This window comes from Oscillibacter sp. PEA192 (assembly GCF_003574015.1).
Lineage (GTDB): Bacteria > Bacillota > Clostridia > Oscillospirales > Oscillospiraceae > Oscillibacter > Oscillibacter welbionis.
Map to the genome: position 1 here is coordinate 858319 of NZ_AP018532.1, position 12355 is coordinate 870673.

Genomic DNA, 12355 nt, shown 5'->3' on the forward strand with positions numbered 1-12355 from the left:
GGGATGCAGGATCGGAACGGAGGTGCTCTGCGCGCTGATCGCCGGGGCGGCTACCGTACTGGCGGCTGGGGCGGAATACCGCTCCCGGAAGAGTGCCAGGCGGGCAGATGCCCGGGCGGCGCGCCGGGCTACGGAGAGCAGGCTGGCTATGGATCTGATGTACGCCACCTGTTCGTTGTCCCTGACCACGGCCAAAAAGTTGGCGGGTCAACATACCAACGGCGACGTGGAGGAGGCCATGCGTGCAGCGGAGACGGCCCGCACGGCGTATATCGGCTTCGTCCGCAGCGAGGCGGCCCACAGCGTCAGTAAAATTTGAGCCGGGCAGGACCCGGAGAGAGGATGGTACATAAGATGAAAACCCTGGAGGAAGTGCTGTACGATTACACCAGAGGAGAGAAGACTCTGGAGGAGGCCAACAAGGCCCTGAAGGAGCTGGGGTGCGGGCTCACCCTGGACCCCACCCGCAATCTCTTCTCCGCCCGGGAGCTGCTGGAGACCCGGGCGGGAGAGACGCCGGACGAGGCCAACGGCTGGGGCATTCTGGACCACGGTGTGGGCAGCCTGGAAAAGGTCCATGTGGTGAACGGCCGCACGGTGGACGTGGACATGGGCCAGGAGACCGCCTATGTCTATATGGCCGGAAAGCGATACCGCCTGCGGGGCGATGTGCTGACGGAGGAGGACTGAGATGGAGCTACTGACACAGCGCCTGGCCAGCCTGCTGACGGTGAAGAGTCTGGTGACGGTGATTCTGACGGCGGTATTTGCTGCCATGGCCGGAACGGGCCGGGTGACCGCGGAGCAGTTCTTGACCGTGTTCACCGTGGTGATCGCTTTTTACTTTGGCACGCAGGCGGAAAAGCGGGCCAGGGAATGAGCGTGGGGACATACAGCCTTGCCCGGGAGGGGGACAAGCTGCTGTCCCCCCACTTCCGGGTGCGGGAGTTCGCCTGCCGGGACGGGGCAGACCTGGTGAAGATCGACACGGATCTGGTGGAGCTGCTGGAGCGGATCCGCACTGCCGCCTGCGGGGCGGTGACCGTCAACAGCGGGTACCGCACCGCTTCTTACAATCAGAAGGTGGGCGGCGCCAGAGCCAGCCAGCACCTGCTGGGCAGGGCGGCGGATATTCAGGTGAGCGGTGCCTCGCCCCTGCTGGTGGGGCAGATAGCGGAATACTATCTGGGCGGACACGGTGGGATCGGCGTCTATCAGACCTTCACCCATGTGGACACCCGGACCGCACGAGCCAGATGGGACCAGCGGAGCGGACGGGAGGTGGCCGTCTCCGGCTGGCCCGGCTGGCGGCCCAAGGAGGAAGCAGTCATGGACAACATCCCCAGCGCGTATGCGGAGGAAGCAGTGGCCTGGGCCGTGGAAAACGGCCTTTTGCAGGGCAACGAGGCGGGGAACCTGATGCTCTCCCAGCCCGTCACCCGGCAGCAGCTGGCAGCGGTGTTGTACCGCTTTGCAAAGCTGGAGGAGCGGACCTGATACATTATTAAAATATAGAGTTTCCAGAATGCGGCGGCGTTTCCGGGCTTTTCCGGGAACGCCGCCGCATGATTCCGCAGATTTCACAAATGCTAGAGCCGGGGTGATTGTATGCGGCAGGCACAAGCTCCGCAGAAGAAGTCCCCCAGCCGAACGCCCGCCCTGCGGATCGAGCCGGAAAAGCGGCTCTGTCCGGCCTTTGACCCGGTCAGCATCGCCACCTTCCCGGTGGCGGAGCCGGAAGAGATGGGCTATCGGGTGCTGGACAACTTCTGTGAGGAGCATATCCAGTAAACGGAGGAGCCGTGTCCGGGCGCTGCCTGGATGCGGCTCTTCTGTCAGGAAGTTCTGTTTGTCATGGGCGCGGAATCATGGTACAATGGCTGTAAGGACAGCCGCTGGATTTCACGGCACGGCGGCCGCGTGACATCTCAATGAACAAGACGGGGAGTGGACCCATTGAAACGATGCTTCATTTTTGCCGCAGGCACCTATTACGGCCTGCGGGAGCGGCCCCAGACAGGGGACCTGGTGCTGGCGGCGGATGCCGGGTATCTGGCCTGCCGCCAGGCGGGGATCACCCCGGATCTGCTGCTGGGAGACTTTGACTCCATGGATCAGCCTGCGGACTTTGACCATGTCCGCCGGGTGCCGGTGGAGAAGGATGACACGGACACCATGCTGGCTGTGAAGACGGGGCTGGAGCAGGGCTGCGGCGAGTTTTACATTTACGGCGGCACCGGCGGCAGGCGGCTGGACCACACCCTGGCCAATCTGCAGACACTGCTGTATCTGCGCCGCCATGGGGCCAGGGGATACCTCTATGACAATGATTTTGTGTGGACGGCTGTGGAGAATGAGACCATCACTGTGGAGCAGACGGTGGAGTGGGGCCTGCTCTCCGTCTTCTGCCTGGGTGCACCGGCCTCCGGCATTGACGAGAAGGGTGTGCAGTATCCCCTCTCCCACGCCTCCCTCTCGGCGGAGTTCCCCCTGGGCGTCAGCAACCACATCATCGAGCCCAAGGCCCGGATCACCGTCCGGAAGGGCGCCCTGATCGTGGGGTGGGAGCTGCCGTCTGGTGGCGTTGTTTCCGAGATAAAATAGCGTGCCGGACAAAGTTCAGTTGCGGCGGCAAGAAAGTTATTGTATAATAGAGACAGCGGAAAGGTCGACCTTTCCGAAAGAACACCGATGACCGTGGGACCAGGGTTGGGCACGGCAGTCAAGGAGGAACTTGCCATGGCAAAATTTACCGTGAACGGCCGGGCCGTGACAGTGGAAAACAACCAGAAGCTGCTCCGCTACCTGCGGGATACCCTGCATCTCACCAGTGTAAAGGACGGCTGCAGCGAGGGCGCCTGCGGCACCTGTACAGTGCTGATCGACGGTAAGCCCACCAAGGCATGCATCCCCCAGACCGATAAGCTGGAGGGCAAGTCCATCGTCACGGTGGAGGGGCTGACCGATTTTGAAAAGCAGGTCTATACCTACGCCTTCGGCATGGCGGGGGCGGTTCAGTGCGGCTTCTGCATCCCTGGTATGGTGATGAGCGCCAAGGGATTGCTGGATATGAATCCCAATCCCACCCGGGAGGAGGCGGCCTACGCCATCCGAAACAATATCTGCCGCTGCACCGGCTATGTGAAGATCATTGATGCGATTCTGCTGGCCGCCGAGCTGTTCCGCAAGGGCGAGGTGCCGCCGGCTCCCGCTGATTGGTCCCTGGGGCAGCGGGTGCCCCGGGTGGACGTGGAGGAGAAGGTCACCGGCACCGGCATCTATCCCGACGACATCTATCTGGACGGCATGATCTACGGCAGCGCCGTCCGGTCCCAATACCCCCGGGCCCGGGTGCTGGCCATCCACACGGAGGAGGCCAGGGCCCTGCCCGGTGTGGTGGGGGTCTTTACGGCGGAGGACATCCCCGGGCAGAACAAGGTGGGCCATTTGGTGAAAGACTGGGACACCATGATCGCCGTGGGGGATATCACCCATTACTTGGGTGACGCCATCTGCCTGGTGGCGGCGGAGACACCGGAGATCCTGGCCCAGGCCAAGGCCCTGGTGAAAGTGGACTATGAGGAGCTGCCCATGGTCCGCAGTCCCCGGGAGGCCATGCTGCCAGACGCTCCCCTGGTCCACCGGACCGGGAACCTGCTGACCCACAAGCACATCCAGCGGGGCAACCCGGCAGAGGCCATCGCCAAATCGAAGCATGTGCTGACCCAGCACTTCTCCACACCCTGGACGGAACACGCCTTCCTGGAGCCGGAGTGCGCCGTGGCCTATCCCGACGGGGACGGGGTCATGATCCTCTCCACAGACCAGGGCGCCTACGACACCCAGCACGAGACCATGGGGATGCTGGGATTGCCGGCGGAAAAAGTGAAGGTCCGCAACTGCCTGGTGGGCGGCGGCTTCGGCGGCAAGGAGGACGTGACGGTCCAGCACCACGCCGCCCTGATCGCGTACCTGACCAAGCGCCCGGTGAAGGTGAAGCTCACCCGGGCGGAGAGCATTCTGATCCACCCCAAGCGCCACCCGATGGAGATGGAGTTCTCCATCGGCTGCGACGAGAACGGCATCATCCAGGGCGTGGCCGCCGAGGTCATCGCCGACACCGGGGCCTACGCCTCTCTGGGCGGGCCGGTGTTGGAGCGGGCCTGCACCCACGCCGCCGGTCCCTACAACTACCAGAATTTTGAGATCGACGGCTGGGCCTATTATACCAACAACCCCCCCGCCGGGGCCTTCCGGGGCTTCGGTGTCACCCAGACCTGCTTCTGCATCGAGAGCCTCTTAAACCAGATGGCGGACATCGTGGGCATTACCCCCTGGGAGATCCGCTACCGCAACGCCATTCGCCCGGGACAGGAGCTGCCCAACGGCCAGATCGTAGACAACTCCACCGGCCTGGTGGAGACGCTGGAGGCGGTGAAGCCCTATGTGGAGAATAACCAGTACGTGGGCCTGGCTTGCGCCATGAAGAACGCCGGCGTGGGCGTGGGCATCCCGGACACCGGCCGGTGCCGCCTGGTGGTGGAGGATGGAAAGCTCCACATTTTCGCGGGCGCCTCCTGCATCGGCCAGGGATTGGGGACTGTACTGACCCAGATGGTCTATGAGCAGACAGGCATTCCCCGGGACAGGATCGTCTACGAGCGGTCCAACACCTACTGCGCGCCGGACTCCGGCACCACCTCCGGCTCCCGCCAGACGCTGTTCACCGGCGAGGCGGTCCGCCGGGCCTGCCAGGATCTGAAGGAGGCCATGGGGGCCTCCGGCGGTCTGGACGCCCTGAACGGTCAGGAGTTCTATGGCGAATACCTGGGCAAGACGGACCCCCTGGGGGCCCCGGTGCCCAACCCCGTCAGCCACGTGGCCTACGGCTACGCCACCCAGGTGTGCATCCTGGACGACGAGGGGAAAATCCGCCAGATGGTGGCTGCCCACGATGTGGGCAAGGCCGTGAATCCCCTGTCCATCGAGGGGCAGATCGAGGGCGGCGTGGTGATGAGCATGGGCTTTGCCCTGACGGAGCGGTATCCCCTCACGGACTGCAGGCCCACCGCCAAATACGGCACGCTGGGCCTGTTCCGGGCCAACCAGATCCCGGAGATCACCCCCATCATCGTGGAAAAAGCGGGACTGAACGTGGCCTGCGGCGCCATCGGCATCGGCGAGATCACCTCCATCCCCACAGCCCCAGCCATTGCGGACGCCTACTACCGCTACGACGGCAAGTTCCGTACCAGTCTGCCCCTGGAGGGCACGCCTTACAGCCGTAAATAACAAGCGCCGCGGCGGTACTTCCGCCGCGGCCTGTCCGAATCTGCGTTACCCCCGCTCTCGCACTGTCACATGGACGGTGTCTCCGGGCTGCTTCCCGATTTGGGCCCGGATGTCCTTGCGCATCCCCAGGATGTGGCCGGGAGTGCCCATCCGCACCAGGCTCCCCGCGTAGGGGACGCCGTCAAAGGTGGCAGCCACCTTGACTCGGCCCTTACCGAATAGCGCCTGTACGTCATGGGGGAATTCTACATAGGCTCCGTCGATGTCCGGAACTTTCCGGATCACCGCATCGAATTCATAGACGGTTGGATTCATACCTGCTCCTCCGCTTTCAATTCCTCCAGGGCTTGGGCGGTATCCACGTCGCGGAGCTCCTCCGCCGGGACGTCCAGAAGGAGGAGATCCGCCTCGTGCCGCCGGATAACGGTGTTGCCGCCGTGGTCCTCCCGCAGCTCCAGCAGCTCCGGAAAGAACCGGGCAGGGAAGAGGCAGGGATTGCCCCGCACGCCGCCGTGGCCCAGAGCGACGATCTTCTCCGGCCGGGTGCGCCAGCGGTCCACCAGCTCTGCCACGCTCTCACGCCGCAGGAGGGGCTGATCGCTCACCTGGAACAGCACCCCGTCACAGTCCCGCAGAGCCGTCAGGCCCAGTTCGATGGTGTGGCTGATGCCGTAATCCGGGTGGGGATTGTGGATGGCGGCGAAGTGGAACTCCCCGGCCAGCCGCATGACCTCCGGGTATTGAGTCACCACCACGACTTTGTCAAACTTCTCGGCCGGGACGGCTTCCAGCGCCCGGAGGATGAGACTCCTGCCCCGCAGCTGGGCGGCCAGCTTATTTTCCCCAAACCGCCGGGCGTTGCCGGCGGCCATGACCACACAACCGATTTTCGGCTTGTTTTCCACATCCATCACCTCATTTTATCAGTAGTATATCCGCTTTCGCCGTGTCCAGTCAATGGACGGCGGAACTTTGATCAAAAAAGGAGGCTTGCCTGATGAGTAAAAGCGTCGGCAAAAGCGTCACCCGTGTGGACGCCTATGAAAAAGCCACGGGCCGCGCCAAGTATGTGGCGGACCTGTGCGATCAAAGCGCCCTGGTGGCCAGGATCCTGCACGCCACTATCGCCCACGGCTACGTGAAGTCCATCGACACTACGGAGGCTGAGGCCGTTCCCGGTGTGGTGAAGGTCCTGACTTGCTTCAACGTGCCCGATTACCGCTTCCCCACAGCGGGACACCCCTGGTCCACAGATCCCGCCCACCAGGACGTGGCGGACCGGCTGCTGCTGAACCATCACGTGCGGTATTACGGCGACGACATCGCCGCCGTCATCGCGGAGAACGAGATAGCTGCCGCTCAGGCCGTCCGGGCGCTGAAGGTGGAGTATGAGGAGCTGCCCTTCGTTCTGGACGTGCAGAAGGCCATGGAGCCGGATGCCCCACAGATCCACGAGGACTGCCCCGGCAATGTTCTGAAGCACACAGATATCCGCAGAGGCGACTATCAGACCGCCATCCAGGAGCCGGGCCTGATCCGGGTGGAGGGCTGGTACGACACCCCCACTGTCCAGCACTGCCACATTGAAAACCACGGCTGCTTCGCCTATGAGGAGGCGGGCCGGGTGGTGGTGGTCACCTCCACCCAGATCCCCCACATCATCCGCCGGGTGGTGGGGCAGGCACTGGGTCTGCCCTGGGGCAAGGTGCGGATCATCAAGCCCTACATCGGCGGCGGCTTTGGCAACAAGCAGGACGCTCTGTACGAGCCTTTGTGCGCCTGGCTCTCCACCCAGGTGGGGGGACGGCTGGTGCATCTGGAGTGCAGCCGGGAGGAGACCTTTGTCTCTAACCGGGTCCGCCACGCCATCCGCACCCACATCATCTCCTACGTCCGGCCGGACGGCACCCTGGTGGCCCGGAAGTTTGAGGCCTGGTCCAACCAGGGGGCCTACGCCTCCCACGGCCACAGCATCGTGGCCAAGGGCATGGGCGCCTTCCCCCAGCTCTACCCCTGCGACAATTTGGAGTGCGACTGCTGGACGGTCTACACCAACCGCCCCGCCGCCGGCGCCATGCGTGGTTATGGGATCCCCCAGGCCATGTGGGCCGGGGAGTGCCACATCGACGATATCTGTCAGGCTATCGGGATGGAGCCTATGGAATTCCGCCGGAAGAATCTGATGCCGGTGGGGTATACCGACGGCTTCTCCAGAAACGAGTTGTACGCCGACACCTTCAACCAGTGCATGGACAAGGGAATGGCGATGCTGGATTACCAGCGGAAATATCGGGAATACCAGAACCAGACTGGCCCTGTCCGCCGGGGCGTGGGCCTTGCGGTGTTCTGGTACAACACGGCTGTGTGGCCCATCTCGCTGGAGTCCTCCTCCTGCCGGATGGTGCTGAACCAGGACGGTTCCCTCCAGTTCCAGACCGGTGAGACGGAGATTGGACAGGGCTGCGACACCGCCTATTCCCAGATGGTGGCGGACGCGGTGGGTATCCCGGTGGAGGACGTCCATGTGGTGTCCACCCAGGACACGGACGTGACGCCCTTCGGCACCGGTGCCTACGCCTCCCGGCAGACGTACATCGGCGGCTTCAGCATCATGCAGACAGCCCTGGCCCTGCGAGAGCGGATTTTGCAGATCGCCCATGAGCAAACCCGGATGCCGGTATCTGTTCTGGATCTGGTGGATGGCAAGATCATCCGCAAGGAGGACGGCCGGGTCCTCAAGACTCTGGGCGAGCTGGCCACAGAGAGCCTCTACTCCCTGGAGCACAGCCAGCACATCACCGCCGAGACCACGGCCCAGATCAAGTCCAACGCCTACTCCTTCGGCTGCTCCTTCGCAGAGGTGGAGGTGGACGTCCCTCTGTGCAAGGTGAAGCTGCTGAATCTGGTCAACGTCCACGACTGCGGCACCCTCATCAACCCGGCGCTGGCAGAGGCCCAGGTCCACGGCGGCATGTCCATGGCCATCGGTTACGGCCTCAGTGAAGAGCTGAAGTTCGACGAGAAGACCGGAAAGCCCCTGAACAACAATCTGCTGGACTACAAGCTGTCCACCTTTATGGACCATCCCACGCTCCAGGCGGCGTTCGTGGAAAACCCGGAGCCCACCTCTCCCTACGGCACCAAGGCCCTGGGCGAGCCCCCGGCCTGTTCGCCGGCGCCGGCCATCCGCAACGCCATTCTGAACGCCACAGGTGTGGCCTTTGACGCATGCCCTATCACGCCCCATGTCCTCTACCGCGGATTCAAAGAGGCTGGGCTGATCGAAGACTAAAGGAGGGAACCACTCATGTATGATATGAAAGCCCTGTATCAGGCGGAGAGCGTTCAGGACGCGGTGGCCCTCCGGGTGGCCCATCCGGATGCCCAGATCATCGCCGGCGGATCCGACGTGCTGGTGCAGATGCGGGAGGGCAAGCGGGCCGGGGTGGAGCTGATCTCCATCTACGGGCTGGATGAACTCCGGGGCGTGACCCTGGAGGCAGACGGCACCCTGCGGATCGGCTCCCTCACCAGCTTTTCCCACATTACCCGGGATCCCCTGATCCAGAAATACCTCCATGTTTTGGGAGAGGCCGTGGACCAGGTGGGCGGTCCCCAGATCCGCAACATCGGCACCATCGGCGGTAACACCTGTAACGGTGTCACCTCCGCGGACTCCGCCTCCACTCTCCACGCCTACGACGCCATTGTGGAGCTGACGGGACCGGACGGTATCCGCCGCCAGCCCATCCGGGAGTTCTACATCAGGGCAGGCAAGGTGGATATCCGTCCCGGCGAGATCCAAACGGCCATCCTGATCGAAAAAGACAGTTATATTGACACATTTGGCCACTATATAAAGTATGCCATGCGGAATGCCATGGACATCGCCACCCTGGGAACCTCTGTGAACGTCCGCCTTTCCGCCGACAAAAAGACCGTGGAGCGGGCGAGAGTAGCCTTCGGCGTGGCGGGGCCGGTGCCCCTGCGGGCGGCGGCTGCGGAGGAGCTGGCCGCCGGACAGCCGGTGAGCCTGGAGCTGGCGGATCGCTTTGCCCAGGCGGTGAAGGAGGACATCAATCCCCGGGACTCCTGGCGGGCGGCCAAGGATTTCCGGATGCACATCGCGGTGGAGAGCGCCCGGCGGGCGTTCATCGAAGCGGTGAAGCTGGCGGGAGGTGACCTGTGATGGAAAAGCATGTGATGCAGTATCAGACTGTTCACTTCAATCTGAACGGCAAGGACGTGGAACGCACGGTGGACGTGCGGGCCAGCCTGACGGACATGCTCCGCAACGACTTCCGGATGACCTCCGTGAAGAAGGGCTGCGAGGTGGGGGAGTGCGGCGCCTGCAACGTCCTGATCGACGGGGAGGCATACAACTCCTGCATTTATCTGGCCGTGTGGGCGGAGGGCAAGCACATCCGCACCCTGGAAGGGCTGCTGGGCCCTAACGGCGAGCTCAGCGACATCCAGCAGGCCTTTGTGGACGAGGCGGCCATCCAGTGCGGCTTCTGCACGCCGGGCTTTATCCTGACGGCAGTGGAGATCCTGGAGAGCGGCAAGGAGTACACGGACGATGAATTGAGAAAACTCCTCTCCGGCCACCTGTGCCGCTGCACCGGGTATGAGAATATCCTCCGGGCGGTGAAAAAGACCATGTACAAGCGCCTAGGCAAGCCCATGCCGGAGGCGTGAGATCTTCAAAAGCAACCCGGCCGCGCACAGCGGCCGGGTTGCTTTTTGGGGGATGCGCGGCAGAACGGTTTTCTTTTCCCGGGAATTGTGTTATACTGGCACCAGATGAAAAAGGGGAGGGAATGCCATGGCCCGCAAGACCTATACAGAGGAGGACCGGGCCCGGGTGCGGCAGGCTCTGCTGGACACGGGGCTGAATATGGCCGTAAGCAAGGGTCTGAAGGGGCTGCACTTGGCGGAGCTCGCCGCGGCGGTGGGGATTTCCAAGCCCTATTTCTACACGTTTTTTGACTCGCTGGAGGATTTTTCCCTCCAGATGATGGAGGAGCAGCGCTGCCGTCTGCTCCGGCTGCTGGAACAGGAGCTGGCCCGGCCGGAGGGGACCTGGGAGGAGCACGTGGAGTCTTTTTTCCGGACGATCCTCCGCCACCGGGAAAACGGCATCCTGGTGATGACCCAGGGGGAGGAGGCGGATCTGCACAGCCGCCTGACGCCGGAGCGATTCCAGGATTTCCGGCCCGGGCAGCGGGATTTCTTTCTGCGCCTGATGGCGCTGCTGGACATCCGGCAGGAGGACTGCGCCCCTGAGGTGCTGGCGAACCTGGTGTTCTCCTGCCTCCTGATCTATAACTCCGCGCCGGAATCCATGCCATTTCTGTTTCCTTCGCACCTGGAGGAGACGGCGGCGCTGCACGTGAAATTTTTGGTGAACTATCTGGGCTCCCTGCGCAACGCAAAAAAAGACCGCTGATGGGCGGTCTTTTTTTGTGCGCTGATAATTACCCAGTTGCGCAATCCGGTTTCTTTTGGTATGATATCTCATATATTGACCAGATAAAATAAAATGGTCAATATAAAATTGAGATATTAAAGAGGGATTGTCATGGGAATTTTCGGAAAACTCTTCAAGGGACCTGAAATTGACCAGGCCAAAAGCGCGGACAGCAAGCAGAAGATGCGCCGCCTGTTTGACAGCGTGGTGCCCGACGGCGGGCAGTACCAGCTGGTGGCCGCCTATACGGAGGATGCGAAGCGGTTCAACTACGGCCTGGTCCACGGCAGCAAGACTACCTACGGCAGCCTGATCGTGGGCTGGAAGGAGGGGGCGGACCCCACGGTGGTGGTCGTGCCCACAGTTCCGGACCTCTCCGGCTGCGGCGATCCGGAAATCTGCCCCCGTTCCGCAGTCAAAAAGGCCTATCAGAATAAGTACCCCACGGACGCCTTCATCATCTACCCGGATGGGCGTCACTATCTGGCCATCAACACCTTCGAGTGGCTGGAGGATGAGAAGCTGTTCATCTACGTGGACCAGGGACCGGAAGAGCAGGCCTTTGAGACTTTCTTCAAGACCTGTTACGCCACGAAGTGAGGAGCGCGTGCCATGTCGCTTTCCCTGGAGCAGGTCGGTGCCGTCCTGCTGGCCCTGGTGATTCTCTTCGCGGCGGGACGCCTCTGGTATGCACTGGTGGAGATGGTGAAGGATGCTATTGCCCGCCGCTTTTTTTCCGGAAAACGGGAGCCCTGGCATCCCCTTCCGCCGGATGAGGGCGATTCCGGCGACGGTCCGCCCGGTACTGTTTGACGGCGGCCTCTTCTTGCGGTATAATAAAACCAACAAGGAGAGGAGGGTTCTCTATGAAAACCATCATCACCATCGGCCGGCAGTTTGGCAGCGGCGGCAAGGAGATCGGCATCCGCGTGGCCAAGGAGCTGGGCATTCCCTTCTATGACAAGGAGCTGCTGCAGGAGGCCGCCAAGAAGAGCGGCCTGTGCGAGAAGATTTTTGAAAACTTCGACGAGCGGCCCAAGAGCCTCCTGTACTCCATCGCCATGGATTCCTATATGTTTGCCCTGCCCGGCAGCGGTGTGGGTGACTCTCTGGAACAACAGGTGTATTTGGCGACTTTCAACACCATCCGGCACATCGCGGACCAAGGGCCCTGCGTTATCATCGGCCGGTGCGCGGACTACGCCCTGGCGGACTATCCCAACCACCTGAGCCTGTTTATCAGCGCACCTCTGGAGGTCCGTATCCAGCGCGTGGCCCAGCGGCAGAACCTCACGCCGGAGAAGGCTCGCCAGCTGATCCTCAAGACCGACAAGCGCCGGGCGTCCTATTACGAGTACTATTCCTCCAAGAAGTGGGGCAGTGTGGACAGCTACCACTTCTGCATCGATTCCAGCTATCTGGGCCTGGGCCGGACCGTGGAGCTGATCCAGGCCATGGTGGCCCACAAGGAGCATCCGATCCCCAGCCCCACGGAGGAGGATCCCACCCGTCCCCGGACGTAAGCGCCGCAAAACACGGAGGGACCGGAGCCGCACAGGCTCCGGTCCCGTTTTCCTGTTCAGAGAGGATAAC

General features: G+C 62.6%; 16 protein-coding genes. 14 read left to right on the forward strand and 2 right to left on the reverse strand.

Annotation, left to right across the window (positions count from 1 at the left end):
- Window positions 1-22: 22 nt before the first annotated feature.
- The 7 genes from DN611_RS04110 to xdh all read left to right on the forward strand — a co-directional run bounded on the left by DN611_RS04110 (window position 23) and on the right by xdh (window position 5292).
- Entirely contained in the window at window positions 23-319 is a 297-nt protein-coding gene (locus DN611_RS04110; RefSeq protein ID WP_021749730.1) for a hypothetical protein, read from the forward strand.
- A gap of 35 nt (window positions 320-354) precedes the next feature.
- Entirely contained in the window at window positions 355-690 is a 336-nt protein-coding gene (locus DN611_RS04115) for a hypothetical protein (protein WP_025544507.1), read from the forward strand.
- Window position 691: 1 nt separating this feature from the next.
- On the forward strand, window positions 692-880 hold the full coding sequence (locus DN611_RS04120) for a hypothetical protein (RefSeq protein WP_021749732.1): 189 nt from the start codon (window positions 692-694) through the stop codon (window positions 878-880).
- Complete coding sequence (locus tag DN611_RS04125) at window positions 877-1497, forward strand: D-Ala-D-Ala carboxypeptidase family metallohydrolase (protein ID WP_119310711.1); 621 nt, start codon at window positions 877-879, stop codon at window positions 1495-1497. Before DN611_RS04120 ends, DN611_RS04125 begins: the two co-directional genes overlap by 4 nt.
- A gap of 111 nt (window positions 1498-1608) precedes the next feature.
- On the forward strand, window positions 1609-1791 hold the full coding sequence (locus DN611_RS04130) for a hypothetical protein (RefSeq protein WP_021749734.1): 183 nt from the start codon (window positions 1609-1611) through the stop codon (window positions 1789-1791).
- Window positions 1792-1956: 165 nt separating this feature from the next.
- Window positions 1957-2604, forward strand: coding sequence for a thiamine diphosphokinase (locus DN611_RS04135; RefSeq protein WP_119310712.1), 648 nt, complete (start codon window positions 1957-1959; stop codon window positions 2602-2604).
- Window positions 2605-2739: 135 nt separating this feature from the next.
- A complete protein-coding gene (gene xdh / locus DN611_RS04140) occupies window positions 2740-5292 on the forward strand; it encodes a selenium-dependent xanthine dehydrogenase (protein WP_119310713.1) in 2553 nt (850 codons plus the stop codon).
- A 45-nt stretch (window positions 5293-5337) separates the two neighbouring features.
- Here xdh and DN611_RS04145 read toward each other — a convergent pair whose 3' ends face one another.
- Entirely contained in the window at window positions 5338-5607 is a 270-nt protein-coding gene (locus DN611_RS04145; RefSeq protein ID WP_021749737.1) for a DUF1905 domain-containing protein, read from the reverse strand.
- Window positions 5604-6197, reverse strand: a complete 594-nt coding sequence (locus DN611_RS04150) for a nucleotidyltransferase family protein (protein WP_267288290.1) — start codon at window positions 6195-6197, stop codon at window positions 5604-5606. Before DN611_RS04150 ends, DN611_RS04145 begins: the two co-directional genes overlap by 4 nt.
- 92 nt (window positions 6198-6289) lie before the next feature.
- Between DN611_RS04150 and xdhA the strand changes: the two genes are divergently transcribed.
- The 7 genes from xdhA to DN611_RS04185 all read left to right on the forward strand — a co-directional run bounded on the left by xdhA (window position 6290) and on the right by DN611_RS04185 (window position 12285).
- Entirely contained in the window at window positions 6290-8584 is a 2295-nt protein-coding gene (gene xdhA, locus DN611_RS04155) for a xanthine dehydrogenase subunit XdhA (RefSeq protein WP_021749739.1), read from the forward strand.
- Window positions 8585-8599: 15 nt separating this feature from the next.
- Complete coding sequence (xdhB, locus tag DN611_RS04160) at window positions 8600-9481, forward strand: xanthine dehydrogenase subunit XdhB (RefSeq protein ID WP_119310715.1); 882 nt, start codon at window positions 8600-8602, stop codon at window positions 9479-9481.
- A complete protein-coding gene (xdhC, locus tag DN611_RS04165) occupies window positions 9481-9990 on the forward strand; it encodes a xanthine dehydrogenase subunit XdhC (protein ID WP_021749741.1) in 510 nt (169 codons plus the stop codon). The genes xdhB and xdhC overlap by 1 nt, the downstream gene beginning before the upstream one ends.
- A gap of 127 nt (window positions 9991-10117) precedes the next feature.
- Complete coding sequence (locus DN611_RS04170) at window positions 10118-10741, forward strand: TetR/AcrR family transcriptional regulator (RefSeq protein ID WP_021749742.1); 624 nt, start codon at window positions 10118-10120, stop codon at window positions 10739-10741.
- A 132-nt stretch (window positions 10742-10873) separates the two neighbouring features.
- The gene (locus DN611_RS04175; RefSeq protein ID WP_021749743.1) at window positions 10874-11362 is read left to right on the forward strand and encodes a hypothetical protein; all 489 of its coding nucleotides are present in this window, start codon (window positions 10874-10876) and stop codon (window positions 11360-11362) included.
- 12 nt (window positions 11363-11374) lie between these two features.
- A complete protein-coding gene (locus DN611_RS04180; protein ID WP_119310716.1) occupies window positions 11375-11575 on the forward strand; it encodes a hypothetical protein in 201 nt (66 codons plus the stop codon).
- A gap of 53 nt (window positions 11576-11628) precedes the next feature.
- Window positions 11629-12285: a cytidylate kinase-like family protein gene (locus DN611_RS04185; RefSeq protein ID WP_021749745.1), complete on the forward strand. Its 657-nt coding sequence runs from the start codon at window positions 11629-11631 to the stop codon at window positions 12283-12285.
- Window positions 12286-12355: the final 70 nt, after the last annotated feature.